The sequence below is a fragment of the Nocardia vulneris genome (assembly GCF_001613425.1).
GTDB classification, from domain to species: domain Bacteria; phylum Actinomycetota; class Actinomycetes; order Mycobacteriales; family Mycobacteriaceae; genus Nocardia; species Nocardia vulneris.
This window is the reverse complement of sequence record NZ_BDCI01000034.1, coordinates 1-25762: the sequence shown is the minus strand read 5'-3', so window position 1 is coordinate 25762 and position 25762 is coordinate 1. Positions and strand designations below refer to the sequence as shown.

The window sequence follows — 25762 nt, the reverse complement described above, 5'->3', positions numbered from 1 at the left end:
CGGCCGGCGAGCCGGGCGCAGTGCCGCCGCCGGCCGGTGAGCCGGGCGCAGTGCCGCCGCCGGCCGGTGAGCCCGGTGCGGTGCCGCCGCCCGCCGAGCCCGCGCCGCCCGCGGCGGAGCCGCAGGCGCCCGCCGCGCAGAACCGGGTGTTCCCGGCCCAGGCGCCCACCACGCCGAACCCCGCGCCGGACCCGTCGCTCACCTCGCGCGAGCAGACCCAGAAGGACATCCAGCAGGCCAGGGCGACCAGGCAGAGCGCCGATCCCGCCGTGCAGCAGGCCGCGATGGCCGCCATCGACTGCGCCAAGCCGGATCCGCTCGCGGGCAACGACGACCCGAATCTGCCGCTGGTGACCTGTGGTTCGGACGGCAACGTCTACCTGCTGGACAAGAGCAGGCTCGACGGCCAGGAAATCTCCGACGCCACTTCGGCTTTCGACTCGCGGCGCGCGATGAACGTGGTGCAGCTGAAGTTCAAGTCGACCGGTGCCGAGCAGTGGGCCCAGCTCACCAAGGACATGCTGTACAAGCAGGTCGCGATCACCCTCGACACCAAGGTCATCACCGCCCCGACCGTGCAGGGCGTGCAGACCGACGGCACCAGCGAGATCAGCGGTAGCTTCACCGCGGCCTCGGCCAAGGAACTGGCGAACACCCTGAAGTACGGCTCGCTGCCGCTGTCGTTCGAGACCTCCGAAGCCGAGACCGTGTCGGCGACGCTCGGCCTCTCGTCGCTGCGGGCCGGTCTGCTCGCGGGCGCGATCGGCCTGGCGGTGGTGCTGGTGTACTGCCTGCTCTACTACCGGATGCTCGGCTTCCTCGCCGGGTTCTCGCTGCTCGCCTCCGGCGTCGCGGTGTACGGCCTGATCATCCTGCTGGGCCGGTGGATCAACTTCACCCTGGACCTCGCCGGTATCGCCGGTCTGATCATCGGTATCGGCCTGACCGCCGACTCGTTCGTGGTGTTCTTCGAACGCATCAAGGACGAGATGCGCGAGGGCCGCAGCTTCCGTTCGGCCGTGCCGCGCGGCTGGGCCCGCGCCCAGCGCACCAACCTCTCCGGTAAGACGGTGAGCCTCATCGCCTCCGCCGTGCTCTACATCCTCGCGGCCGGTCAGGTGAAGGGCTTCGCGTTCACCCTCGGCATCACCACGGTCCTCGACGTGATCGTGCTGTACCTGGTCACCGCGCCGCTGATGATGATGGCCTCGCGCTCGTCCTACTGGGCGAAACCGTCGGTCAACGGCCTCGGAGCGGTACAGGAAATTGCCAGGGAACGTAAGGCGAGCACCGGCGCACTGGTGCGGGAGGCGTCACGATGAACAATTCGAGCCCTACCCTGGAGCCGAGTTTCGCGGACGAGATCGACGACGCGAATGCCCCCAAGCACAGCGTCTTCGAGCGGCTCTACACCGGCACCGGCGGTTTCAAGATCGTCAGCCGGCGCCGCTTCTACTACGGGCTGACCGCGGTGTTCCTGCTGATCTCGTTGCTGAGCATCGGCATTCGCGGGTTCACCCTCGGCATCGACTTCGCGGGCGGATCGCGGATCGGCATCCCGGCCGCCGACAACGTCACCACCTCGAAGGTCGAGGACGTCTACGCGGCGACCTTCGGGCACAAGCCGGTGTCGGTGCAGAAGGTGGGTTCCGGTGCGGCGGCGACCATTCAGGTCCGCTCCGACACGCTGAGCACCAGCCAGGCCGACGAGTTGCAGACCGCGCTGTTCAACGCCTTCCATCCGAAGGACCGTAGCGGCGCGGAATCGCGCAACGCGATCAGCGTCGCCGAGATCAGCGAGACCTGGGGTGGTGAGATCACCAAGAAGGCGGTGATCGCGCTCATCGTCTTCGTGTTGCTGACGATGCTCTACATCGCGATCCGATTCGAACGGGACATGTCCATCGCGGCCATCGGATCCCTGTTCTTCAACATGATCGTCACCGGCGGCATCTATTCGCTGGTCGGTTTCGAGGTGACGCCCGCCGCGGTGATCGGTCTGCTCACCATTCTCGGCTACGTGCTCTACGACAACGTCGTGGTGTTCGACAAGGTCGAGGAGAACACCCGCGGCGTGCTGCATCTGAGCAAGCGCACCTACGCCGAGCAGGCGAACCTGGCGGCCAACCAGACCCTGATGCGCTCGATCAACACCACCGTCATCGGCATCCTGCCGATCATCGGCATGCTGGTGATCGCGGTCTGGCTGCTGGGTGTCGGCACCCTGAAGGACCTGGCACTGGTGCAGCTGGTCGGCATGGTCGTCGGCGCGTATTCGTCGATCTTCCTTGCGGTTCCGCTGCTGGTGTCGATCAAGGAACGCTGGGGTCCGGTCGCCGCGCACACCAAGAAGGTGCTCAACAAGCGGGCCGGTGCGGCCGGCGCGCGGGCGGCTTATGAGGCCGATCGCCGGGTCACCGCCGCGACCGGCCGGTCCTTCGGCGATGACGAGCCGCGCAGGCCCCGTGATCCCGGCCAGGCTCCCCGACCGGGCGCGCGCCCGAGCGGCAAACGGCAGAAGCGGCGGCACTGACACAGGCAGGGGAGTTCATGCGAAAGCCACGCAGCCGGACGGTCCGCCTGCTCGCGGTGCTGGCCGCGGGCGTCACCGCCGCCGGACTGGCGGCCGGGTGCTCGAGCAAGAACCAGGTGCCCTCCATCGGTTATGCCGTGGACGCCACCATCGCCACCTACAACGGCGGCAGCACGCTCGGCGTGAGCTCCGGTGCTGCCGCCGTGTTCGGCCGGGTGCTCACCGGGTTCTTCTACACCGGGCCGGACGGTCAGCAGGTCGCCGACACCGATTTCGGCACCGCCAAGGAGACGCCCGCCGAGCAGCAGACCATCCAGTACCGGCTCAATCCCGACGGGGTGTACTCCGACGGCGTGCCGACCTCCTGTGACGACCTGGTGCTCACCTGGGCGGCGCGCAGCGGCCGGTTCACCAAACCCGGTGACCGGGGCCCGATTCCGGCGTTCGACGCGGCGAGCACCGCGGGCTACGCCGATATCGAGCGAGTGGACTGCCAGCCCGGTTCCCGCGACGCCCTGGTGGTGTTCCGCCCGGATCGGCGCTACGCCGCCTGGCGCACGCTGTTCGCGGCCGGGGAGGTGCTGCCCGCGCACATCGCGGCGCAGGCGGCGAACGTGGCGAACATCGTGTCGGCGGTGCAATCCGGCGACGGGAACGCCATCGGGCGGATCGCCGAGTTCTGGAACACCGGCTGGAATCTGAAGCCGGGCAAGCTGGACCTGACGCGGTTCCCCTCCTCCGGGCCGTACCGGATCGAATCCTTCGGCGAGAAGGACGGTTTGGTGCTGGTGTCGAACGAGCGGTGGTGGGGTCGCACGCCCGCGACCGGCCGGATCCTGGTGTGGCCCAAGAACGTCGACCTGAAATCCAAGGTCGGCGACAGCGCGATGGGCGTCATCGATATCGGCGCGGGATCGGTGAAAGACCTGAACCTGGACGGATTCCGGGTGGAGAACCTGCCCGGGCGCGGCGCCGAGCAGTTGGTGCTCGCCACCGGGGGTGTGCTGGGCTCCGCGGAACTGCGCCGGGCGCTGGCCCTGTGCGTGCCGCGCCAGGCGCTGTTCGAGAAGCTGGGGCAGGTCAAGGACGCGCCGAAAACCGGTCTCGGCTCCGGGCCGCTGAACACCCATATCGTGCAACAGGATTCGCTGTACTACGGTCCGGCGGCGGGTGCGGGAAGCAAGTTCGGTGGCGGTGACATCGGCGGTGCCACGCAGGCCGTCGCGGCGTCCAAGGCGCAGAACCCGACCATCCGGATCGGTTATCTGCGCCCGGACGACCGGCGCGCGCAGACCGTGGCGATGATCACGGAGGCGTGCAAACCGGCGGGTATCACGATCGTCGACGCCGGCGCCCCGGATTTCGTTCCCACCCAGCTCAGCGAGGGTAAAGTCGACGCGATCCTGGCCAGTACTGCGGCCGCGCCCGGGCCGGCCGGGTCGCTGAGCGGCGTCGTCGCGGCCAGTTCGTTGCGCACCGGTAGCGGGCTCAATTTCGGGCGATTCGGCAACGGCCGTTACGATGCGATCACCGATCAGCTTGCGGTCGACGACAACTCGACCACACAGCTGAATCTGCTCACCGAAGCCGAAAACCTGCTGTGGGCGGAGTTGCCGAGCATCCCCCTGTTTGCCACCCCGCGCACCATCGCGTTCGGCGGCGGCCTGCAGAACGGGATACCCGCGCCCAGCCAGGCCGGAACCGGGTGGAACATGGACCGCTGGGTGTTGAAGCGGTAACAGGTGTTCGGGTGATGTGATGATGGAGAGGTGTCGATGAGTAAGCACGCGGCGATCGAGTCCGACGAGCTAGCCGCCCAGCGGACCAGCCTGGCCGCGGACGCGGTCGAGCGCTTGACCCGCTGGCGCGACGACTTCCCCACCCCGGGAGTCCGTTTCGCCGACCTGACCCCGGTGTTCGCGGATGCCGAGGGCTTCCGCACCGTCATCGACTGCCTCGCGCACATCGCACCCGACGCCGACCTGGTGGCCGGTGTCGACGCCCGCGGTTTCCTGATCGGCGCCGGCGTGGCCGCCAGCCTCGGCACCGGCGTGATCGCCGTCCGCAAGGCGGGCAAGCTGCCGCCGCCGGTCCTCGAGCGCGAATACGAACTCGAATACGGCACCGCCGCGCTCGAGATCCCCGCCGACGGCGTCCCGCTCGCGGGCCGCCGGGTGTTGTTACTCGACGACGTGCTCGCCACCGGCGGCACCCTGGCCGCCGCGGCCGACCTGTTCCGGCAGGCCGGCGCCGAGATCGTCGCGGCCGCCGTGGTTCTGGAACTCACCTTCCTCAACGGCCGGGAGCGTCAGGGCGATTACCCGGTGACCTCCATCGTTCAGGTCTGACGCGGTCCTCAGTGGGCGCGTCCGGGGTCAGCTGACCGCGGCGACGATGTGCCGGCGGCCGTACTGCCAGATCGATCCGGCCGTCCGGAAACCCGCCGCCCGCAACAGGTTCAGGTGCTCCTCATAGGTGGTGCCGCTGTCGGACGGGTGCTCCCAGCGGCGGATCTCGCGTTCGGCGACCGCTGTGGCCAGTTCCGGTTCAGCGGTGATGGCGTTCCACCAGTCGGCCCAGTTCTCCCGATCCGTGACGCCTTCCCGTTCCAGTTGCCGGGTGCCGATCGCCTCGTGCAGCTGGTCGATATCCGTTGCGTGCGTGGCCATATCGTCGCCGTTGAGCAGGATGCCGCCGGGCCGGAGCAGTTGCGCCGCTTGGCGGTAGAGCGCGGCGAGTTGATCGGAGTAGAGCCAGTGCAGGGCGGTGGTGCTGACGATCGCGTCGACCTGACCGGCGGGCAATCCGGCCGCCCAGGCCGGATCCGCGAGATTGTGGTCGACGAGTTCGAATCCGTATGCCGTGCGGGCCAATTCGAGCAGTACCGGGTCGGCGTCGATGCCGATGACGCGGGCCTGCGGCAGCCGTTCCCGGATGCGGGCGCCGAGCGAGCCGGGGCCGCACGCCACGTCGAGTACCACCGGGTCGGGGCGGTCCGCGTTGGCGGCCACCGCGTCGGCGATCACCGCGAACATGAGTTCGCGGTCGGGTAGGTATCCCTCCTGCTGGCGATCCCAGCGATCGATCCAGGCGTGGGCGAGGGTGGGTGTCAACGACATGAGTAACTCCGTTACTGTCATAAGCATCAACGACAGTGACGACTGTAGCGAGAGTGAGGTGACTGATCAAGTGCGTTTAGACAGTCACACGTTGGGTGTGGTCGAAGACGGTGTCGCGTTGATCAACGCCGCGGTCCCTGGTGAGCGCCGCGGCAAGCCCTACCCGCCGGCCGCCGACGACGCGGAACTGCACGCGCGGATGGACGGCGTGGTCTCGACCCTGTTCGGCGTGCACGCGCAACCCGAGGACGCTCCCGGCCTGGCCCGCGCGGCCGGGCAGTTACGGCAGGTCTTCGACGCGGTCACCGCCGACGACATGGATTCCGCTGCCGCCCAGATCAATTCGATGATCACCGAGTACGGTGCGCGACCGACCCTGATCCGGCACGGCACCCAGCCGTGGCACCTGCATTTCCACGCCCCCGACGCCCCGCTGGTGCCCGGCATCGCCGCCGCGTGCGCCGTCGGCCTCGCCTACGTCCTCGGCAGCGAGCACGCCGACCGCATCGGCCTGTGCTCGGCCGGCAACTGCGACCGCGCCTACCTCGACACCTCCCGCAACGGCACCAAACGCTTCTGCAGTACCGCCTGCCAGAACCGCGCCAAGACCGCGGCCTTCCGCGCCCGGCGCGCCGCGAACACCTGAGGTTCCGGGCGGAAGTGGTTGCTCAGGAAGGGATTCCGGCGATCAGTCCGTCGATGAGGTGGCCGATCGCGGTGGTGGTGCGGTATTCGTCGCGGATGGCTGCCCACTTCGGGAGCATTCGTACGGTGGTGGGGAATTCGGCCAGGATCTCGTGGTCGGCCTGATCGGTCCAGCGCGGGCGGGGGTCGCCGCGACGCGCGGCTTCGGCGCGTTCGTCTTCGGCACGGCGCATCATGAGTTCGCCGAGTACGAAGCGCCAGATGGCGGCGTACATGTAGCCGGCGTAGTCGTCGGTGGCGCCGAGCCGGGTCGCGGTATCGACGAATTCGTCGAGAATCCACATCGCCGCGCGGCCGAAGGATTCGCCGCTGACGAGAATATCGGCGACCCAGGGCATGTGATGTAGGACGTCGACCAGGTAGGCGACGATCGCGACGAGCCGGTCCCGGGGGTCGGCGGGCAGGTCCGGGCGGTCCAGTTCGTCCGCGCGGGCGCTGAGGACGGCGATCATCAGCGCCGCTTTGGTGGGGAAGTGGTGATAGACGGCGGCGGTGCTGACGCCGAGTTCGTCGGCGAGCTTGCGCATGCTGAAGGCTTGCGCGCCGCCCGCGGTGAGCAGCCGCGTGGTGACGGTCACGACGTCGTCGCGGTGCACCCGGATCGGGCGGCCGCGCCTGCGGGTCACGTTGCTGCTCACCCTCTCATTCTGCGGATCGAGCCTCTCGACACTCAGGTAAGGCTGTGCTAACTATATTAAACACACGCGTTACTTAATTATGGAGGTTTGTCGTGACAGAGCGAACCGGCGCACGCAAGGGGTGGGCGCTCGGCGTTGTATTCCTCGTGATGTTCCTTGTCTCCCTGGATCTTTCGATCGTGAACGTGGCACTGCCGGCGATCGACGAGACGTTGGATTTCGGTCCGTCCGGGCTCAGCTGGGTGATCAACGCCTACCTGCTCACCTTCGCCGGGCTGATGCTGCTCGGCGGCAGGCTGGCCGACCTCACCGGTAAGCGCACGTTGCTGCTCGCGAGCCTCGGTCTGTTCGCGCTGGCCAGCGCGTGGGGTGGGGCGGCGCAGCACGGTTGGGAGCTGCTCGCGGCGCGGGCGCTACAAGGGGTCGGCGCCGCGGTACTGGCGCCGATGACGCTGGCGCTGGCGACCTCGGAATTCCCGGAGGGGCCCGAGCGTACGAAATCCATGTCGGTGTGGGGCGGGGCCGGAGCCGCCGGCGGCGCGGTCGGCGTGGTGCTCAGCGGCGTGCTGACCGATCATCTCGGCTGGCGCTGGGTGATGTGGGTGAACCTGGTGTTCGTCGTCGCGGCCGCGGTGGCGGTGCAGCGCGGCACCGACAATCGGGTGGCGGCGCGGCGCGGCCGCCCCGACGTGCTCGGCGCGGCACTGGTCACCTTCGGCACGACGGCCCTGGTGCTCGGGGTGATCGCCACCGAAAGTCATTCGTGGGGTTCGGTGCGGGTGCTCGGCTGGTTCGCCGCGGGCGCGGTACTGCTCGCCGGATTCGCCTGGGCCGAAACAAGAGCCGCGGATCCGCTGGTGCCGCTCGAATTCCTGCGGCGGCGCTCGCTGCTCGGCGCCACGCTGTTCGGGTTCATGCTCACGTCCGGGCAGATCGCCAGCTTCTACTTCGTCGCCCAGTTCCTGCAGCGGGTGCTCGGGTACAGCCCGACGCTCACCGGCGTCGCGTTCCTGCCGTTCTGCGTGGGCGTCGTGATCGGCCTGCGGATCGCGATGGCGGTGACCCCGAAGTGGGGTCCGCGCCCGGTGCTGCTGGTCGGCGGGCTCGTCGGTGCGCTCGGGCTGCTGTGGTTCGGTTTCGCGGATCCGTCGACCACCTTCCTCACCGGCCTGCTCGGTCCTTCGCTGGTGGGCAGCATCGGGATCGGTGCGTCGGTGGTCGCGATGGGTACCGCCGCGGTCGCGGGCGTGCCCGCCGAACAGTCCGGGCTCGCGTCGGGTGTGCTCAACAGCGTCCGGCAGCTCGGCGGTTCGCTCGGGCTGGCCGTCCTGGTGACGATCTCCGCGCAGGTCATCGGAAACGACAGCAGCAGAGCGTCCTTGGCGGAGGGCTACACGACGTCGCTGTGTCTGGCCGCCGGCCTGCTCGCCGCCGGAGCCGTCATCAGCACGGTGGTCCTGCCGAAGGCGGTGCGGGCGCAGCCGCAGGCCGAGGTCGCGGTGGTGGCAGCGGTGGAGTGACAAAGGCGGAACGAATTTCGGTGGGGCCGGCGTGAATATCCGGTCCCACCGGTATATTCCGGCGGTCCTCGACTTGACGTGGCCAGTTCCGACCGGACGGTTCATCAGAATTACCCCCAGTTGTCACGGCTTCCCCAGTCCTCGGGTGTTGACGTAGGCTGAGCTCGATAATTCTGTCGGGTGGTGCAGGGGGATACGCGGGTAATTCATCGAACGTCTATTTCTTGCTGCTCAGAATGTGCGGAGTCCGGACCGTCGGGGGTACAGCCATGTCGCAAAACAGTGAATTGATTCAACACGAAGATCGCATTCGGCAGCGTTGCCGGACATCGAAGCCGAAGGTCGGTGGATTCAAACGGGAGCTTTCACCGGAGACCAAAGAAGCCGTCAAAGACATCCACAACAGCAGGGACAACTGGCACGGGCCACTGGGTCTCTGCACCGACTGGCTGGTCATCGCCGGCGTTGTCGTCGTCGTCGTGCTGTGTGCCTACCAACCCCTCGTCTACCTGGCCGGAGTGCTCATCGTGGGAGGTAGGCAGCGCGCGCTGCGCAGCCTCATGCACGAGGCGAGTCACGCGAAACTCACCCGGCACGGCCCGCTCAACCTCTGGTTGGGCCGGGTGTTCATCGCCTGGCCGCTGTTCTCCGGGTTGTCCGCGTACACCTGCGCGCATTGCGAACACCACCGCCATCTGTGGGACGATCGCCGTGATCCGAAACTGCTCGGCTACCTGCGCCTCGGGCTGGTGAACCCGCGGGACATGAAGCAATTCGCCGGTAAACACCTCTTGAAACCGCTGCTCCTGGTGCACGCGCCGTTTCAAGTCGTGGCAGACCTCATCGGGCGGGACGAGGATCGCCGGGAAACGCGACTTCGTTTGGTTTTCCTGGTGGTCGTATCCGCCGGATTCTTCGTGGCCGGATTCGGTCTCGATTTTCTGCTGCTGTGGGTGCTGCCGTACGCGACGGTCTACCAAATTCTGCGCTATTGGAGCGATATCGCCGACCATGCCGGATTGCGCTCCGATGACCCTTGGCAGTCGACGCGCAGTTGGGACGCGTCATGGCTCGTCCGGCAATTCCTGGCCCCGCACAATTCCAACTGGCATCTGGCGCATCACCTCTACCCGGCCGTGCCGCACTATCGGATTCGCCGGTTGCACCGGACGCTGCAAGCGGTGCCCTCGTATCAGCAGGCGCATCACTGCGACGGTTTCGTGTTCGCGCGGCGCGGCTGTCATCCGTCCGTCGTGCAGGATGTGCTCGCGCCGGAACGGTTGGCGCAGTTGCGGTCTCGTCATCTGGCCGACGGCCGCCGTGGCGCCCTGGTGCCGGGATGCGCGCGGAGCTGTCCGGTGACCGCACTGCGTCCGGCCGTTCCGAACGAACACGGATGAGCCTCGAAGTAGCGGCGCAGCGCGGGTCCGGCGTCTGGTTCGGCGCGCTGCTGGCCCTCGGGTCCAGTGTCGCGGTCGGGTCCGCGATCGCGGCGACGACGGCACTGACGGAATTTCCGATCCTGACCGGACAGGCGATCAGATACGGCATCGCCGCCGTGCTCATGGTCGTTTGCTTCCGGGGCAGGTTGCCGCGGGTCAGCACGCCGCAGCTGGTCCGGATCGGGGTACTCGGGGCGACCGGCCTGGCGGGCTTCAACATCTGTCTCGTGACCGCGCTGCAACGCGTGGACGCGGGCGTCGTCGGCGCGGTGGTCGGCGCGGTGCCGGTGGTGCTGGCGATCGCGGGGCCGCTCATGGGCGGACGCTCGCCGTCGGCGAAGGCGGTGCTGGCCGCCGCGATCGTGACGACCGGCGCGGTCGTGGTGCAGTGGACCGGCAGCGCGGGCGATCCGCTCGGACTCCTGCTGGCGACCGGCGCGCTCGCCGGTGAATGCGCGTTCTCGCTGGTGGCGATCCCGCTGGTGCGCGAGATCGGGGCGCAGGCCACGGCGGCGTACGCGGCCGCCGCCGGGGCGATCCTGTGCGGGATCGTCGCGGTGCCGATCGATCTGCCCGCGCTGCGCTGGCCTACGGCAGGAGAGTCGGCGGCGATCGTTTACCTGGCGGTGGTGGCCTCGGCCGGTGCCTTCCTCATGTGGTACGCCGCCTTGGATCGGATCCCGGTCGAGACGGCCGGCGCGTTCGCCGGCGTGGTGCCGGTGTGCGCGTTGCTCACCGGGATCCTGCTCGGGGTTTCGGAAAGCTCGGCGCTGCGTTTCGTGGGCGCCGGGATCGTGGGCCTCGGGGTGGTGATCGCGACCTGCACGCCGAAGCGGCGCTGATCGCGGCCGCTCCTCGTTGACAGCGGGCACACCGCGTGTCGAGGATGATCATGAACGAGGAGGACCGTTGATCCCAGCTGCCGAGGCCACCATCGAGACCGTGCGTGCCGCGGACGGTGCGACCACCGAGGTCCGGATGTACCGGCACGCCGCGGACCCGTCCGCGCCGGTCGTGATCTGCATGCCCGCCATGGCAACTCCCGCCGCCGGTTACGTGCCGCTGGCGGAGGCGTTGTTGCAGGCCGGTTTTCAGGTGGTGCTCGGCGAATTACGCGGGCAGGGAACGAGTTCCGTGCGGTTGTGGCGCGGCGTGCGCTACGGCTACCACGAGATCGTGACCCTCGACTACCCCGCCCTGTTCGAGGCGGTCGCGGCGGCCTTCCCCGCGGCTCCGCGCTACCTGCTCGGGCACAGCCTCGGCGGGCAACTCGGCGCGCTCTACCTGGGGCAGCAGCCGCAGCAAGCCGCCGGGGCGATCCTGATCGGCGCACCGTCCTGCCACTACCGCGGCTGGCCGTTCCCGCGAAACCTCGCAATCTTCGCCGCGGCCCACCTTGCCGTCGGCATCGGCTCGGTTGTCGGCTACTTCCCCGGCCGACGCCTGGGCATCCTCGGCAACGACTCGACCCGCCTCATGCGCGACTTCGCCGCCCAAATCCGTTCCGGCCGTTACCGTGTCCCCTCCTCACCCCTCGACTTCGAATCCGACCTCACCCGCGCAACCCTGCCGATACTGGTAGTCACCATCGAAGGCGACAACATGGCAACCGCCCACGGTGTCCGCGCCCTGAGCGAAAAGCTCACCCACGCCGCCATCACCCGCATCGACCTGGGCTTCGGCGCTACGACACACCGCAATCCGCACTACGCCTGGATTCGCGACAACACCGGACTGGTCGACCGAGTCCGGACCTTCATCGGCTCGGGGGCGTAGGGGTTCCCGCCGCGTAGCCGCGATGGATACGGCGCTCAGTGACCTGCGGCCGCCCGACCGTAGACCGTACTTGCCGGTCCAATTTGATCGGCCGAGCATGGCAGGCATGACAACCAACACCTCGGCGGCCGCCGTGCAGGCGGCTCAGAACTATCTCGATGCTCTCTGCGGCAACGACCTCGACTCGCTCATCGCGTTGTTCGCCGACGATGTCACCTGGGAGGACCCGGTCGGCTCGGATCCGGTCCGGGGGCGCGCGGCGCTGCGGAAGATCTACGCCCCCGTCGTCGGCAATTTCAGCGCGCAGCTCGACACCCCGATCCGGGGCTCGCACGCCAATCAAGCGGCCATGGCGTTCACCTTCGAATCCGATCTCGACGGCACCCGCAGCCGAGCCCGCGCCATCGACATCATCACCGTGAACGACAACGGCCTCATCACCGGACTACAGGCGTACTGGTCCATCGACGACGTCGAAGCGCTTCCGACGTCGGAGTGAAATCCGTCGACCGCACTCTTCGCCCAAGCCGCTAGTCGGCCGACAAGCCCGGACGCAAGGAAACCCGACAAACCCGAAACGGCGGTCATGACGTGGGTGGAATGCGGTGCGCCATGGTCGGATACGTGACGACCATGGCGTCGTGGTCGACGAGCAGATCCTGGGTGTAGGTGCCGGAGGTGAAGCGGACGGAGGCGCCGTCGGGCGTGGTGGCCAGGTGGGTATAGCTCTGCCGCGACAGCGTGACTTCGAGGCTGGGGACCTCGATGAACGCCATGTGGAAGTCGGCGTGACCGGGGCTGCGATGCAGGTCGGTGCGCAGGATGGGCATGGTGTTGGTGAGCGGGGAGAAGGCCAGATCGCAGTCGCGGGCAGCGTCGAGATCCGGGCGCGCGGCGCCGTTCACCGTCCAGCGTGACCCGGTGCGACGGAGGTCCAGTTCGCGGCGGGCGGAGCCGGTGACCGCCGTGACGGTCATGCGTGTGGTGGCGGCGCGGTCGTCGGTGTCGAGCGTGTAGGACAGCCAGTAGGGCGCGGGCGTTTGGGCGACGGCGTGGCCTTCGGCATGCAGGGCCAGGCCGTTCGCGGTAAGCCAGCACGACTCGAACCCTGCGGTTTCTGTTACCGCCCAGACGAATTGACGTCGCTCGATCATCCGTTCACGGTAACTCCGGCCACCGACACACAACCATCTTCGACCGAGGTCGCACCCGCGGTCGGCGGTAGTCGAGAAATGCGTGTGATCGAAATTGCACTGGCGGGAGTGGCGGGGGTGTGGTTATTCTGGGCGAGTCTTGTTCCCGTTGATCGGAGTCATGCCGTTGATCTTCTGAGGTAGCCACTCGGGCGGTCCGCAATCGCGCGCCGCGTCTTCCGGAGCAACCTCATGGAGTCGCCATGACCAATATTTCATTTTCCGATCTCACCTTCTCGTGGCCTGATGGCACATCTGTGTTCGAGGGGCTCGACGGCGTGCTCGGCCCCGGCCATATCGGCTTGGTCGGCAGCAACGGGGCGGGTAAATCGACGCTGTTGCGGCTGATCGCCGGCGAGCTCACGCCGGCCCGCGGATCGCTCACCTGCACCGGCCATCTCGGCTATCTCCGGCAGGACCTCGGTCTCGCGGCGGGGCAGCGGGTGGATGCCGTGCTCGGGATCGCCGATATCCGGAAAGCGTTGCACCGCATCGAATCCGGTGACGGCGACGAGTCCGACTTCGACCTCGTCGGCAACCGCTGGGACGTCGAGGAACGGGCCATCGCGTTGCTCGGCCGGCTCGGCCTGCACTATGTCGCCGATTCGTCCGCACAGCTGGATCGCCGGTTGGAAACCCTGTCCGGTGGTGAGACGACGCTGCTCGGGCTGATCGCGGAACTGCTGGCCGAGCCGCAGATCCTGCTGCTCGACGAGCCGACGAACAACCTGGATCAGGTTGCCCGCGAACGGCTCTACGACGTGGTCGCCCAGTTCTCCGGTGCTGTGCTCACGGTCAGCCACGACCGTGAACTGCTGGAGCGGATGACCACCATCGCAGAGCTGCGGCTAGGCGAGATCCGTTTGTTCGGCGGCAATTTCAGCGCCTACGAGCGGGTCATCGAGGCCGAGCAGAAGGCGGCGCGGGCGGCGATCCGGGATGCGCGCAGCGATGTGCGCAAACAGGCGCGGGAACTCGTCGAAGCGCACATCAAACTGGATCGCAGGATGCGCTACGGGCAGAAGATGTGGGACCAGAAGCGGGAGCCGAAAATCATCATGGCGGAACGCAAACGGCAGGCGCAGGTGTCGGCGGGCAAACTGCGCAACAACCACATCGACAAGCTGGAGACGGCCAAGGATCAGCTGCAGCATGCCCAGGATCTGCTGCGGGACGACCGCGAGATCCGGGTGGATCTGCCTGGTACGCGGCTGTATCCGGGGCAGGATGTGATCGAGTTGGACCGGGTGCGGTTGGCCTGCGGGCCGACGGTCTCGCTGCGGGTGCACGGCCCGGAGCGGATCGCCTTGACCGGACGCAACGGTGTGGGTAAAACCACACTGCTGCAACAGATCTCGGCGATCGGGCCGAAGGTGCCGTGGCGGATGCTGCCGCAACGACTCGACCTCTTCGACGAGCAACGGACGGTGTTCGAGAACGTGGCGGCGGCCGCGCCGCACGCGCTGCCGGAACAGATCCGGACCAGGTTGGCCCGGTTCCTGTTCCGCGGTGCGGACGCCGACGTCGCGGCCGCGGCGTTGTCCGGCGGGGAACGGTTGCGGGCGGCGCTGGCGATGCTGCTGCTCGCCGATCCCGCGCCGAAGCTGCTGCTGCTCGACGAGCCGACCAACAATCTCGACCTGCCCAGCCTGGAGCATCTCACCCAGGCGCTGGCCGGATTCGAGGGCGCGCTGATCGTGGTCAGTCACGATCCGCGTTTCCTCGACGAGATCGGCGTGACGCGCAAACTCGAGCTCACCGCCGACGGGCTGAGTGAAACGCTGGTCCGTTAGTAGGGCGCGCGGTCGCCCCTCGATTCTCGATCGAGGGGCGACCACGTGCTCCCGCGGTTCAGGACGCTTGAACGCCGGTGAACGACAGCAGGATTCGCGCGGTTCGGGCCGGATCCTCGATCGGCGGCGAATGGCCGACCGCCGGCATGATCACCACCAGTGCACCGGGAACGACGCGGTACTCGGGTGCGGCGGCGGGCCGCCACCGCTGGTCCTGCTCGCCGAACAGAACCAGCAGCGGCTTACCGAGGTGTGCGAGGCGTTCGGGAAGTCCGCGCTCGTTCAAGTACGCCGGGACAGCCTGCGAGGTCGCGGCGAACACCGATAAGTCCATGTCGCGCAACTGATCCAGCAAGGTGTGCGGGATCCGATATCCCGGCGCGAAAGCAGAAGCGGCCGCCGACCGCAGTTGCTCGTCGGTGATATCCGGCCACCCACGCGGGTCGATGCCGCCTTCCTGCCCGAGGTAGGCGGACATGTCGGGACCGGTGCCGATCAGCACGACGGCGCGCACCAGATCGGGTCGTTGCTCGGTCAGGGCGGTGGCGACGACGCCGCCACTGGAATGCCCGATCACACAGGCGCGTTCGATGCCGAGCCGGTCCAGCACGGTCGCCGCTCGGCGAGCCTGGTCGGGCACGGCATAGCTCGCGTCGGCCGGGTGGGCCGAGCGACCACAGCCGGGCAGGTCGATCCGGACGACGCGATGCGATCCGGTCAGCAGCGGGACAATCGGCTCCCACGATGCCGCCGACGCGGCGGTGCCGTGGATGAGCAGGAGCGCGGGGGCGTCGTGCGGGCCGTCCTGATATACGTGTATCGCGCCGCCGTCCACAGTCAGCGACTCGGCATACGATTTGTCCTCGGAAACAGTCATGTCTGCACTGTCCCCGCCGGATGGCGCCGCTGGCTTGGACAAATGTTCCTGCGGCCGTCAGTTCGGAGAAAGAGGCGGTTAGCACCTGACTCAGCTACGAGTCCTGAACGGTTGGTGCGGCAGGGGATTGCGCGGCTGGCGTCAGGCACAGGATCGTCAGCAGGGGGAAGATCGCCAGCGGTGTCACGAAGACGGCGTTGGCCGGGGCGGAGTAATGGAAGGCATCGATCGGGATCGCCGCGAGCGCCCCCGCGAACAACTGGCCGAGGACCACCAACCACGCACCGGCCAGCAACAGATAGCGCCCGGACATGTTGCCGCGCAGGAGGTATATCGCGCCGGCGGTGAGCAGGCCCGTGATGAGCAGGAACGCCAGTGCCAGCATCGTCAGCAGGTTATCTGCGGTGATCGGCGAGCCGCCGATCGATAGATAGTCCGTGTCCTGCCACTTGCCTTCCTGTGACTGGATCCACGCGCCGAGAGCTTGCACGGCCCACAGGAGGGCACCGGGTATCGCCAGCCACGCCGCGATCCGAAAGCGCATCTGCTGGAATTGAATCCACCCTGTCCATGCTCGCGCGACGACCGCACCCATCAGCTTCCCCCGTCTATCGACTGTCCCGCCACGTGTCCGGCCAGGTCGGCGATGCAGGTGCGGCCGAGTCGGTCTGCCAAAGCCTGTTCGGCGGCGCAGAACTCGGTCTCGAGTAGTCCCCGCATATGGCGACCCACTTCGCATTCGTCATTGGGCGGGTGTAAATGCCGCGACAGAATCGGGCCTTCCTCGACCGCGGTGTACGCGTCATAGAGCGTGATCTCGTGCGGAGCCCGCGCGAGGGACCAGCCACCGCCCCGCCCCTCCGTGGACGACACCAGCCCCGCCGCCCGCAGCCCACCGAGTATGCGCCGCACCAGAACAGCGTTGCTCGCCAAACTGTTCGCGATCTCCCCAGAGGTCAACGACCGATCCCCCCAACACGCCAACATCGTCAGCGCATGAATCGCCACCGCCGTCCGACTACTGACCCCCACCCCACCCTCCTCGCCCTCGAGAACTGCAATCACACTTGTTACAGTTTCACGCTATCGTCAATCCGGAACGCCTGCGCCCGGTTCCGAAGCGACGAGGCGATTCCGCCTTGTCCCTCAGACTGAATCGTCTGTCCCACAATGCAACCACGCCAGGTCGCGGCCGCGTTGTGGCCCTGGCCTGCCCCCATAACTGGGACCCTTTGCAGTCCAACAGGTTCGGCTATCTTTATCCAATGCTCAACGGTCTGTCCCAGCCGAGCCGATTCCGTGCGCGGTGGCGGGCCTATGTCGTCGCCGCCGTGATCGCTGTGCTCGTCACGGCGATCGGGTTGTATCTGCGCAGCCATCCCTACGAGGACCCGGTATCGAAAGGGATCGAAGGCGCGCTCGGTGCGATGCCGGGAGTCGATCGGGTATCGAGCGAGGTCGATGAGAATTTCCGGACAATCGTCGTGCTGGCCGAGGAGGCGTCGGCCGAGCAGACCGCGGCGGTGCTCGAGATGTTTCGCGAAAGAGTCGCGGCTACGCAGGAATATCGACGGTCGCGGTCCGATATCGAATTCCGCCGCAGTGGCGAGCGCAGCTCCTTCACGGTAGGGACAACGGGGCTCGGTACCGCCTCAGACCTGGTGGTCCGATGGGTTGCCCTGAGTAGCGTGTTTCCCCGGCACGAGGTGAGGTGGACCTATCAGTGGTCAGCCCTTTCACGTTCTTGGCTCGGGCCGGACGACGTGATCTCGATGGGTGCCACGGGGGTCGGCGATATCGCGCTGAAGTTGGTCGAGGGGAACGGCTTCGACGCGGTCAGCGAAACCTATCGACGGTTGGTTCGGGAGTTCCCTGACCTGGCGAGCGCGAACTGGAAGATTGAGACCTCGGGGCCGGACGAGGGATATCTCCGGATGAAGCACCGGTATCCGACCGAGCTCGAACTCTCGGTCTGGCATCGGTTGAACGCCGAAAAGAACCCGGCGCACCGTGTCCAGATCGAGTGGCCATCCCCGTCGACGAACCCGGGGACCGGCCGCTGATCCTGGAGCGGCTCCATCACCGTCGGCGGTTGCCGAAATACCGAGCGGCCGCCGAGCCAGGTTGAGCAGCCGCTGATGGACCGGTTCGGAAAGTGTTGACTCACCGGCTACCGGCGCCGCCTTTCTCGATGCGCGAGGAACCATTCCGCTGCCGCGTGTGCTGCTCTGAGGGGGGCGACGTTGTCGCGGCGCAGACCGTCCGGTGTCGGATCTTGCTCGCGCACAGTGCCATTGTGCGCGTGTCCTTTGCTGCCGCTGGCCTGCACGGGATGTCAGATGGACTGGGTGAGGGCGTTGTATAGCCAGTTGTGGGCTTGGCCGATGGTGATGCGGGGTTCGAGGAGGTGGGCGGTCAGGGTCCAGTAGTGGTGGATTCGGGTGTCGGAATCGGTGGCGTCGGTGAGTAATTGCTGTCGGAAGGCGGTCGAGTCTCGTGCGCCGCGGGCCTGGGCGTGGGCGGTGACGAATCGGTCGAGTTCAGCACCGGGATGCGGGGGAGTTCCTTCTGCGACGCGGTGGACGACTCCGACCATCAGCTCGCCCATCTCGCGGTATAGGGCGTACGGATCGCGGATCAATTCTGGCCGTTGTCGCCAATACTGCTGCCGCACAGCACTGCTCATGCCCGGAGCCGCCGTGAGGGCGACCAGTTCGGCGTACGCGACCACCTCGTCGACGGACGGGGCGGCGGGCGGTTCCGGCACATTCCAGCAGATCCACGGATCGCTGGCGGCTCGGGGGAGTGGCGCGAGAACCCGCTGCCAGAATCGGACAAGGGTTTTGTGGAGAGCCGCGCCGTCCTGGGCGCCGGCCAGCAGCGTGAGTCGCTCGGTTCGCTGTGCGGCCGTTGCCGTTTCGATGGCCCGCAATGAGGCCCGCCGCCAGGCGAGGGTCCGCAATTCGTCGTCCAGGCGCGCACTTTCGGCGGCGATTACCTCGGTCAGCGACCGCTGCTCGTGCAGTACACCGGTGATCGAATCGAGTCCGAGCCCCAACGCGCGCAATTGTCGTACCAGCAGCAATCGTTCGATGGCGTCGGTGTCGAACATCCGATGCCCACCGGCACTGCGCCGAGGTTCGAGAATGCCTTCGTCGCAGTAGAACCGGATGGTGCGCACCGAAAACCCGGTTCTGCGTGCCAATTCCCCGATGCTCACCAGCCCGCCGGCTCGTGTGTCCTCTGTCACAAGCTCTTGAACCTCCACCCCGCTGGAGCTTTTAGCGTAGTCGCACTGCCGCTCGGCTCCTCCGAGGCACCTGGTCTCCAGCCGACGCGGACAGCGGAACGAAAGAGTGCTCCATGACTGTTACGCAGGAAGACATCGTCGCCGGTATCGCGGAGATCATCGAGGAGGTGACCGGTATCGAGGCGGCGGAGGTGTCGATCGAGAAGTCGTTCATCGACGATCTGGAAATCGACTCGCTGTCGCTGGTGGAGATCGCTGTGCAGCTGGAGGACAAGTACGAGGTGAAGATCCCCGACGAAGACTTGGCGGGGCTGCGCACAGTCGGCGATGCGGTGATCTACGTCCAGCAGATGGCATCCGAACAGCCGCTACTCGCCGCCGAGATCTCGACGAAGTTGCAGGAAGGACAGGCACATTGAGGTCCGTCGAGCCGCGGGGCCCGGTGTGGAGCGCGCCGCGCCGATGATCGCAGACGCACAGTTGGATCCAGCGGCCGTCGAACTGGGCATCTTCTGCAGGCGGCCACCGGCGGTGGTATGGCGTGCGTTGACGGAGCCGGATCAGTTGCAACGGTGGCTGTTGCGGCCTACCCCGTTCACGGCCACTGCCGGAGCCCGCTTTCGATTCACCGCTGCGGGTGCTGCCCTCGACCAGATCTGCTGCGAGGTGCTGGTGGCCACCACGTACGAGCAGCTGACCTACAGTTGGGTGTATTCGCAGGCAGCGTATCCGGCGAGCTGGATTGTCGGCTGGACGTTGCAACCCCAGGGGTGCGGTACCCGGCTGTTGCTGAGGCAGACGGGATTCGATGTCGAAGATCGTCGGCAGCGGATGGTGCGCAACGCGGTGGAACGCAGCTGGAAACGATGCGTGCTGCCGCGGCTCGGTGCAGTGCTCGAGCACGGCGGCCCGCCACCGGCTTGACGCCGTACCCTTTCGCTACACGGCGTCAGCGGTGCGCAGCCGCTGCCGCGACGCGATCGGCGTCAATCGAGTTCCGCCACCAGCTTTTTCGGGGCGACTTTGCAGTAGGCGTCCCGGATGATCTCCGTGAATTCGCCCCAGTCGGGGTCGATGTCGAGACGGACGCCGATCCAACCGCTGTGCCCCACGTACGGCGGCACGAAGAAGCGGGTGGGCTCGGCGTCCACCAGCTCGCCTTGTACCCCCTCGGGCGCGGGGCACCAGATCGTCGGACCGGGCTCGTCGTACCCGCTGGGGATGTACTTCACGAACGACTTCTTGGTGCGCACGAAGAAGGTGGGGCAGCCGTGGCTCAGCCGTTCGCTGCACTCCGGTAGGTCCAGGCAGATCGCGCGGATCCGTGGCAACGGGTCCATAGCCGGAGTCTACGGTGTCGCGGCTCCGCGCATCGCACGACGCAGCATCCCGGGATGCTTGAACAAGCCGGGCGCGAGCCGGACGGCGACGGCGGTGAGGGTGAGCCAGGGGCGCAGGTGCGGACGGAGGCCGCGGATACGGCCGTCGTCGGCGAGGTCGAGCACCAACGCCTCGGTGAGCCGGAACCGCCCGACGGACGCTTCCGCGAGCAGCACCCGTCGATTCCCGTCGCCGATCTCGTCGGTCCAGCGCAATCCGGCGAGTCCGCCGTAAGCCGCGGTGAGCAGCACGCGCAGGTCCTCTTTGCCGCGGAAGACCATGCGCCCGGACAGTGGCGAGGTCAACGCCGCGTCCTCGGTGAGCAGGTCCATCATGGTGTCGAAATCGGCGGTGGTGGTCGCCGTGCGGAACGCGGCCACGACGTCGGTCGCGGCTGCCTGGTCTTGCACTGTGTCCATGTCGCCAACCTAGCCCGAGTGACTTGCAAAAAGCAATGGACTAGACTGGCGAGGTGCCCAAAGCTGATCTCTCCGACATGGTGTGCTCGATCGCGCGCACCCTCGACGTGATCGGCGAGCGGTGGACGCCGCTGGTGTTGCGCGACCTGTTCGTCGGGTTGTCCCGATTCGAGGACCTCCGGCGCGACCTCGGCATCGCGTCCAATGTGCTCGCCGCCCGCCTGGCCACATTGCAAGCGCACGGCATTGTGGAAGCCGTTGAGTATCAGTCGAATCCGGTCCGGCACGAGTACCTGCTCACGCCCAAGGGGCGCGAGCTCTACCCGGCGCTGACCATGCTCGTCGCGTGGGGCGACACCTGGCTGGCCGGTCCGGAAGGTCCGCCCGCGCTGGTCGTGCACGAGGACTGCGGCAAAGTGACCGCGGGCGTGGTGGTGTGCCGGGAATGCGGCGCGGAATTGACCGCGGACAACGTCCGATTCGCGCACGGCCCCGGCGCGCACCGCGGGCCGGGGACGATGCTCATCGGCGATCACATGTCGCCGTAACGTCCTCAGTTCACCGAGATGGCTTCTGCCCCAGTGGCTTCGAGTAATTCTGGGAACGTCGTGCAGAACACGGTGTGCGGGTGACCCGCCGCGGCCCAGATCTCGTCGTAGGCCGCCAAGCTCTCGTCGATCACCGTCCGGATCGGGGCGGGATGGCCGAGGGGCGCGACGCCGCCGATCGCCTGGCCGGTGTGCGCGCGGACGAATTCCGCGGTGGCGCGGGTGAGTGTCGGGAGACCGAGGTGGGCGGCCACCTTGCCGGTGTCGACCCGGTGCGCGCCACTGGTGAGGACCAGCAGCGGCGCGCCCGCCGCGTCGAAGATCAGGCTGTTCGCGATGGCCGCGACCGGGCAGCCGAGCTGCTCGGCGGCGGCGACCGCGGTCGGGGCGGTCTCCGGCAGGACCCGGATCTGCGGGGTGATCCCGGCGGCGCGCAGCGCGGCCTCGACGGCGAGCACGGTCGGTTTCGCGGCGATCTCGTCCATGCCGGGATACTAACCGCGGCCGTCGCGGTCGGCCGCTGATTTTCGGCGTCGCCGCCGGGTCAGCCGGCGTTGAATTCCAGCCGGTCCAGGTGGTCGGGCAGGAGGGCGCGCAGGATCGCGCCGGGGTCGCCGAGCTGACCGGCGGTGCGCACACCGGCGCGTCCCCCGGAAGTGATGTGCGACAACGCCGCTACCGCGATCGGCGCGGTGCTCGCGTAGATGTCGCGCCCGGCGACGACAGCGTGGCGTCGCAGCGAACCGGATCGGACCACGACCTCGACCAGGAACTGCTGCGCGGATCGGCCGTATTCGTCGGCGGGCCGGGGCGGAGTGAGATCGGGGGAGGCGAGATCGCGCAGGGGAGCGGCGGTCATATAGGTGTGCAGGGCAGCTGTTTTCAGGTGATACGGAATGGTGACGCTGTCGGCGGTGGTGAAATCGCCGACGACGGTTTGCTTTCCGAACGGCGCGGGAAAGGTCCGCTCCGACACCGGGGCCGCGTCGTCGCGGAGGCCGAATGCGCCGTCGCGGTAGACGAGTCGCTGTCCGTTACGCCGCCCACGCGAGGCGACCCCGGCCTCCCTCGTGCCTTTCGTGGGCACCCAGCTGTCGAGGGCGAAGGCGAGTTCGATCTCGTCGGCCGCGGGCAGGTCGGCCATGGCGGCGCCGGCGAGCAGGGCACCGAGCCCGCCGTAGAAAGCGACCGCGGGCGCGACCACGATACCCGCCGCGGTGGCGCGATCCTGATAGGTCGCAACGGTTTTGGCGACCACCTCCACCTCGGCGGCGACGTCGACATAGTGCACGCCCGCGCGCAGGGCGGCCTCGACCACCGCCGGGACCGTATCGCCGAACGGTCCGGCCGCGTTGATCACGGCCACACTGCCCGCGAGGGCGCGATCGAGCGCCGCGGGGTCATCGATGGTCGCGGGCCGGACCGCCAGTCCGGGATGTGCGCCCGCGAGTTCGCGCAGTCGGACTTCGTCGCGACCGGACAGGATCGGCGTCCAGCCGCGCCGCACCAGTTCGGCGACGATGAAGCGGCCGGTGTGGCCGTAGGCGCCGAAAACGGCCACGGACGAAGGCATGTCGGATCTCCTCGAAGTGCGAAGGTGTCGAGTCGAGCCAACTCGTCGCGGGTGCCGCGGATTCCCGTGCGGCGGAATTCCGCGACTGTCCGCCGGCCGCTCAGCCCGCGGCGACGACCTCGATCTCGACGAGCCACTCGCTGACCAGCGTCTGCACCACGATCGCGGTGGTCGGCACCACGCGGCCGCCCAGCGCGGCGACCCGGGCCGCGGCGTTCGCGTCGGCGTAGGCCGGGTCGCGCAGGTAGCTGGTGAGCCGGACGATGTTGTCGACGGTCATGCCCGCCGAGGCGAGGATGGCGCGCAGGTTCGACCAGATCAGGTCGAGTTGTTCGGCGAGGGTCGCGCCGGGTTTCCCGTCGGGATCCAAGCCCATCGTGCCGGAGATGAACAGCAGGCGTTCGGCGCCCCGCACCTCCATCGCGTGCACGTAGTCGTCGGTTGCGGCGTAGACGCCATCGGTCGGATTGCGCGGTTCGAGCTCCACCCCGTCGATCTTGCCAGGCAACGGGATTCACGGGGAAGGCTTGACCGCGATAGTTTTGGTCGCATACACTAAAACTAGTTCACGAGAGGAAGTGATCACATGGGATACGGGAACTGGGACGACACCGCCTACCGGGCGGCCAAGACCTTCCGTGCCAGCCGGGGGCTCGACGACTTCGGATACACCGCCGAGATGCAGGGCGTGCCCTACGACAGCTGGCAGGCGCATCCGACCCTCGACCCGCTCGGGGTCACGGTGCGGGAATGCCGCGACTCCGCCGACCACGACAACTCGCTGCCCATCGCGGTGCTGTTCGATGTCACCGGCTCGATGGGCCGGGTGCCGCGGATCATGCAGCAGAAGCTCGGCACACTGCACGGCCTGCTGCAGCGCAAGGGCTACGCCGACGATCCGCAGATCCTGTTCGGCGCCATCGGCGATGCCGACACCGACCGAGTGCCGTTGCAGGTCGGGCAGTTCGAGTCGGACAACCGGATGGACGAGCAACTGCGCGCCATCCTGCTCGAAGGCGGCGGCGGTGGGCAGAAGTCCGAAAGTTACGAGCTGGCAGCCTATTTCATGGCCACCCACATCGTGACCGACGCCTGGGAGAAGCGCGGCAAGAAGGGCTACCTGTTCCTGATCGGCGACGAGCTGAACAAGCCGAAGCTGGCGTCGCGGCACATCCGCAGCGTGATCGGCGACAGTGTGCGCCGCGACATCTCGGTGGAATCCATCTACCGCGAACTCGCCGAGCGCTGGCACGTCTACTACATCCTGCCGAATCAGTCGAACTACTACGACGATCCGGAAATCGCCGAGCACTGGCGCGGGCTGCTCGGCCAGCACTTCATGAAGCTGGACGAGCCCGCCGCGGTCTGCGAACTCATCGCGCTGACCATCGGAGTGGCGGAGAACCGCGTCGACGTGGACGCCGGGCTGGCGGATCTGCGAGACATCGGGTCGGCGGCCGAGGCGGCATCGGTCGGTAAGGCGTTGGCGGCCACCGGTCCGCGGATGCGGGCGCTGCCCAGCGGACGCCGCTGAATCCGGGTGGCCCGGTGTGGAACAGACAGGAGCCGAGCATGTTTCGCTCGCACATCGTCGTTGTCGACCTGGGGTTCGGGGACGCGGGGAAAGGCGCGACGGTCGACTGGCTGTGCTCGGCCGAGGCGGGGCTCGAGGTGGCGGCGGTGGTGCGGTTCAACGGGGGAGCGCAGGCGGCGCACAACGTGATCGCCGAGGGACGCCACCACACCTTCGCCCAGTTCGGATCCGGCACGTTCTCCGGTGTGCCGACCCTGCTGTCCCGGCACATGCTGGTCGAGCCGATCGCGCTGGCCGGTGAGGCCGAACAGCTCGCCGTGCTGGGCGTGCGAGATCCCTTGTCGCTGTTGCGCATCGACGGGCGGGCCCGCCTCACCACACCGATCCACATCGCCGCGAACCGTGCGCGCGAGGACGCGAGGGGTTCCTCGCGGCACGGTTCCTGCGGCCGGGGCATCGGCGAGACGGCGGCGTACGCGCTCGAGCACGCGGCGCCGACCGTAGCGGATTGCTTGCGCCCCAAGGTGCTTCGGGACAAGCTCGCCGGTCTCGCCGCGCACTACGGTGCGTTGATCGCGAGCAGCGAACACCGGTACGAGCCGATCGACGATCTGGTCGACATGTATCGGGAGTTCGCCGCGGCCGTCCCCATCGTCGGCGGCGAACAGCTGGCCGGGTTCGCTCGCCGCGGCCGGCTCGTCTTCGAAGGGGCACAGGGGGTGTTGCTCGACGAATGGCGCGGCTTCCACCCGCACACCACCTGGTCCACCGTCGAACCCCGCAACGCCCGCGCGCTGCTCGCCGAGATCGGCGCGACCTGCGACGTACTCGGAGTCACCCGCACCTACCTGACCCGACACGGAGCCGGCCCGTTTCCCACCGAGGACGCCACCCTCGACCTGCCGGAACGGCACAACACCACCGGCCGCTACCAGGGCGAGTTCCGGCGCGGACACCTGGATCCGATCCTGCTGCGCTACGCCATCGCGGTCTGCGGCGGGATCGACGCACTGGCCGTAACCCACTTGGATGCGCTGGGAACCCGTTATGCGGCAACGGAATACCGCACCAACCGGGGCGTCCTCACCGAACTGCCGCCCGGCGACTGGCAAGACCTCGACCACCAGCAACGGTTGACCGACCTCCTGGCCGACGCCGATCCAGTGCTCACCGAGCTCCCCGCCGACGTAGTGCCCTGGCTGGAACAACAGCTCGGCACCCCGGTAGCCCTGACCTCTGACGGCCCCACCCGTGCCCACCGCACCCCCGCCCTCACCACTGCGGCGCGATAGGGCGTGGACGCACAGGGCGCTCGTACGGTTCACAAGGGCTACAGTCCCGGTAAACCGTACGGAAGGTCTGTGAAACCCATTGAGGTACAGCAGCTCTCGCTCGATGCGCGCCGACTTTCGGGCCAAACAACCCCTGGGGCCGAACACAACCGGGGGTCACGGCGAACACG

29 protein-coding genes are annotated in these 25762 nt (G+C 67.8%); 17 read left to right on the top strand and 12 right to left on the bottom strand.

All coding sequences use genetic code 11. The features are described from left to right. From secD to NVU01S_RS29750, 4 genes are all read left to right on the top strand, one after another. Window positions 1-1322: protein translocase subunit SecD (gene secD / locus NVU01S_RS29765; protein ID WP_063048192.1), on the top strand; the 1322-nt coding region annotated here is incomplete at its 5' end. Further along, window positions 1319-2533, top strand: a complete 1215-nt coding sequence (secF, locus tag NVU01S_RS29760) for a protein translocase subunit SecF (RefSeq protein WP_043682404.1) — start codon at window positions 1319-1321, stop codon at window positions 2531-2533. The genes secD and secF, both read left to right, overlap by 4 nt. A 17-nt stretch (window positions 2534-2550) precedes the next feature. Further along, window positions 2551-4272: an ABC transporter substrate-binding protein gene (locus tag NVU01S_RS29755; protein WP_043682407.1), complete on the top strand. Its 1722-nt coding sequence runs from the start codon at window positions 2551-2553 to the stop codon at window positions 4270-4272. A gap of 36 nt (window positions 4273-4308) precedes the next feature. Then, window positions 4309-4881: an adenine phosphoribosyltransferase gene (locus tag NVU01S_RS29750; RefSeq protein WP_014986561.1), complete on the top strand. Its 573-nt coding sequence runs from the start codon at window positions 4309-4311 to the stop codon at window positions 4879-4881. Between the two features lie 27 nt (window positions 4882-4908). Here NVU01S_RS29750 and NVU01S_RS29745 read toward each other — a convergent pair whose 3' ends face one another. Further along, complete coding sequence (locus NVU01S_RS29745; RefSeq protein WP_043682411.1) at window positions 4909-5652, bottom strand: class I SAM-dependent methyltransferase; 744 nt, start codon at window positions 5650-5652, stop codon at window positions 4909-4911. Window positions 5653-5749: 97 nt separating this feature from the next. Here NVU01S_RS29745 and NVU01S_RS29740 point away from each other — a divergent pair, with 97 nt between their 5' ends. Next, a complete protein-coding gene (locus tag NVU01S_RS29740; protein ID WP_244467563.1) occupies window positions 5750-6298 on the top strand; it encodes a CGNR zinc finger domain-containing protein in 549 nt (182 codons plus the stop codon). Window positions 6299-6320: 22 nt separating this feature from the next. Here the strand turns inward: NVU01S_RS29740 and NVU01S_RS29735 are convergent, their stop codons facing one another. Further along, window positions 6321-6995 (bottom strand): TetR/AcrR family transcriptional regulator, encoded by a 675-nt coding sequence (locus tag NVU01S_RS29735; protein WP_043682417.1) that lies wholly within the window; start codon window positions 6993-6995, stop codon window positions 6321-6323. A 92-nt stretch (window positions 6996-7087) separates the two neighbouring features. Between NVU01S_RS29735 and NVU01S_RS29730 the strand changes: the two genes are divergently transcribed. The 5 genes from NVU01S_RS29730 (at window position 7088) to NVU01S_RS29710 (ending at window position 12232) form a co-directional block, all read left to right on the top strand. Beyond that, window positions 7088-8515 carry an MFS transporter gene (locus NVU01S_RS29730; RefSeq protein ID WP_156161997.1) on the top strand — a complete coding sequence of 476 codons (1428 nt, stop codon included), beginning with the start codon at window positions 7088-7090 and terminating at the stop codon, window positions 8513-8515. A gap of 269 nt (window positions 8516-8784) precedes the next feature. Next, window positions 8785-9915 carry a fatty acid desaturase family protein gene (locus NVU01S_RS29725; protein WP_043682424.1) on the top strand — a complete coding sequence of 377 codons (1131 nt, stop codon included), beginning with the start codon at window positions 8785-8787 and terminating at the stop codon, window positions 9913-9915. Then, complete coding sequence (locus tag NVU01S_RS29720; protein ID WP_052281418.1) at window positions 9912-10799, top strand: DMT family transporter; 888 nt, start codon at window positions 9912-9914, stop codon at window positions 10797-10799. Before NVU01S_RS29725 ends, NVU01S_RS29720 begins: the two co-directional genes overlap by 4 nt. 67 nt (window positions 10800-10866) lie before the next feature. Further along, a complete protein-coding gene (locus NVU01S_RS29715) occupies window positions 10867-11733 on the top strand; it encodes an alpha/beta hydrolase family protein (RefSeq protein ID WP_052281419.1) in 867 nt (288 codons plus the stop codon). A gap of 106 nt (window positions 11734-11839) precedes the next feature. Continuing rightward, a complete protein-coding gene (locus tag NVU01S_RS29710) occupies window positions 11840-12232 on the top strand; it encodes a nuclear transport factor 2 family protein (protein WP_043682427.1) in 393 nt (130 codons plus the stop codon). An 85-nt stretch (window positions 12233-12317) separates the two neighbouring features. Here the strand turns inward: NVU01S_RS29710 and NVU01S_RS29705 are convergent, their stop codons facing one another. Next, a complete protein-coding gene (locus NVU01S_RS29705) occupies window positions 12318-12887 on the bottom strand; it encodes a putative glycolipid-binding domain-containing protein (RefSeq protein ID WP_043682431.1) in 570 nt (189 codons plus the stop codon). 242 nt (window positions 12888-13129) lie between these two features. Between NVU01S_RS29705 and NVU01S_RS29700 the strand changes: the two genes are divergently transcribed. Continuing rightward, window positions 13130-14719, top strand: a complete 1590-nt coding sequence (locus tag NVU01S_RS29700; RefSeq protein ID WP_043682434.1) for an ABC-F family ATP-binding cassette domain-containing protein — start codon at window positions 13130-13132, stop codon at window positions 14717-14719. 58 nt (window positions 14720-14777) lie between these two features. On the opposite strand, the gene NVU01S_RS29695 is transcribed toward NVU01S_RS29700, so the two are convergent. The 3 genes from NVU01S_RS29695 to NVU01S_RS29685 form a co-directional block, all read right to left on the bottom strand. Beyond that, entirely contained in the window at window positions 14778-15596 is an 819-nt protein-coding gene (locus tag NVU01S_RS29695) for an alpha/beta fold hydrolase (protein WP_052281420.1), read from the bottom strand. A gap of 94 nt (window positions 15597-15690) precedes the next feature. After that, window positions 15691-16191, bottom strand: coding sequence for a chlorophyll a-b binding domain-containing protein (locus NVU01S_RS29690; protein ID WP_244467561.1), 501 nt, complete (start codon window positions 16189-16191; stop codon window positions 15691-15693). After that, window positions 16191-16628 carry an RrF2 family transcriptional regulator gene (locus NVU01S_RS29685; protein ID WP_280140900.1) on the bottom strand — a complete coding sequence of 146 codons (438 nt, stop codon included), beginning with the start codon at window positions 16626-16628 and terminating at the stop codon, window positions 16191-16193. The genes NVU01S_RS29690 and NVU01S_RS29685 overlap by 1 nt, the downstream gene beginning before the upstream one ends. Before the next feature lie 107 nt (window positions 16629-16735). On the opposite strand from NVU01S_RS29685, the gene NVU01S_RS29680 reads away from it, so the two are divergent. Further along, the gene (locus tag NVU01S_RS29680; protein ID WP_156161999.1) at window positions 16736-17659 is read left to right on the top strand and encodes a hypothetical protein; all 924 of its coding nucleotides are present in this window, start codon (window positions 16736-16738) and stop codon (window positions 17657-17659) included. A 272-nt stretch (window positions 17660-17931) separates the two neighbouring features. On the opposite strand, the gene NVU01S_RS29675 is transcribed toward NVU01S_RS29680, so the two are convergent. Then, the gene (locus NVU01S_RS29675; RefSeq protein ID WP_052281421.1) at window positions 17932-18846 is read right to left on the bottom strand and encodes a MerR family transcriptional regulator; all 915 of its coding nucleotides are present in this window, start codon (window positions 18844-18846) and stop codon (window positions 17932-17934) included. Window positions 18847-18959: 113 nt separating this feature from the next. Between NVU01S_RS29675 and acpM the strand changes: the two genes are divergently transcribed. Both acpM and NVU01S_RS29665 read left to right on the top strand, forming a co-directional pair. Next, entirely contained in the window at window positions 18960-19265 is a 306-nt protein-coding gene (gene acpM, locus NVU01S_RS29670; RefSeq protein WP_043682438.1) for a meromycolate extension acyl carrier protein AcpM, read from the top strand. Between the two features lie 43 nt (window positions 19266-19308). Next, window positions 19309-19770 carry an SRPBCC family protein gene (locus tag NVU01S_RS29665; protein WP_043682492.1) on the top strand — a complete coding sequence of 154 codons (462 nt, stop codon included), beginning with the start codon at window positions 19309-19311 and terminating at the stop codon, window positions 19768-19770. A gap of 62 nt (window positions 19771-19832) precedes the next feature. On the opposite strand, the gene NVU01S_RS29660 is transcribed toward NVU01S_RS29665, so the two are convergent. Both NVU01S_RS29660 and NVU01S_RS29655 read right to left on the bottom strand, forming a co-directional pair. Continuing rightward, window positions 19833-20186, bottom strand: coding sequence for an MmcQ/YjbR family DNA-binding protein (locus NVU01S_RS29660; protein WP_043682441.1), 354 nt, complete (start codon window positions 20184-20186; stop codon window positions 19833-19835). A 9-nt stretch (window positions 20187-20195) separates the two neighbouring features. Continuing rightward, complete coding sequence (locus NVU01S_RS29655) at window positions 20196-20645, bottom strand: nuclear transport factor 2 family protein (protein ID WP_052281422.1); 450 nt, start codon at window positions 20643-20645, stop codon at window positions 20196-20198. A gap of 53 nt (window positions 20646-20698) precedes the next feature. Here NVU01S_RS29655 and NVU01S_RS29650 point away from each other — a divergent pair, with 53 nt between their 5' ends. Next, window positions 20699-21193, top strand: coding sequence for a winged helix-turn-helix transcriptional regulator (locus NVU01S_RS29650; protein ID WP_226887256.1), 495 nt, complete (start codon window positions 20699-20701; stop codon window positions 21191-21193). A gap of 5 nt (window positions 21194-21198) precedes the next feature. Here the strand turns inward: NVU01S_RS29650 and NVU01S_RS29645 are convergent, their stop codons facing one another. The 3 genes from NVU01S_RS29645 to NVU01S_RS29635 all read right to left on the bottom strand — a co-directional run bounded on the left by NVU01S_RS29645 (window position 21199) and on the right by NVU01S_RS29635 (window position 23253). Next, a complete protein-coding gene (locus NVU01S_RS29645) occupies window positions 21199-21678 on the bottom strand; it encodes a YbaK/EbsC family protein (RefSeq protein ID WP_043682446.1) in 480 nt (159 codons plus the stop codon). 59 nt (window positions 21679-21737) lie between these two features. Further along, a complete protein-coding gene (locus NVU01S_RS29640) occupies window positions 21738-22766 on the bottom strand; it encodes a saccharopine dehydrogenase NADP-binding domain-containing protein (protein WP_043682450.1) in 1029 nt (342 codons plus the stop codon). A 100-nt stretch (window positions 22767-22866) separates the two neighbouring features. After that, window positions 22867-23253, bottom strand: a complete 387-nt coding sequence (locus NVU01S_RS29635) for a RidA family protein (RefSeq protein ID WP_043682454.1) — start codon at window positions 23251-23253, stop codon at window positions 22867-22869. A gap of 99 nt (window positions 23254-23352) precedes the next feature. On the opposite strand from NVU01S_RS29635, the gene NVU01S_RS29630 reads away from it, so the two are divergent. Together NVU01S_RS29630 and NVU01S_RS29625 are read left to right on the top strand one after the other, a co-directional pair. Continuing rightward, window positions 23353-24300 (top strand): hypothetical protein, encoded by a 948-nt coding sequence (locus tag NVU01S_RS29630; RefSeq protein ID WP_043682458.1) that lies wholly within the window; start codon window positions 23353-23355, stop codon window positions 24298-24300. 38 nt (window positions 24301-24338) lie between these two features. Further along, window positions 24339-25592 carry an adenylosuccinate synthetase gene (locus NVU01S_RS29625; RefSeq protein ID WP_043682462.1) on the top strand — a complete coding sequence of 418 codons (1254 nt, stop codon included), beginning with the start codon at window positions 24339-24341 and terminating at the stop codon, window positions 25590-25592. Window positions 25593-25762 lie beyond the last annotated feature (170 nt).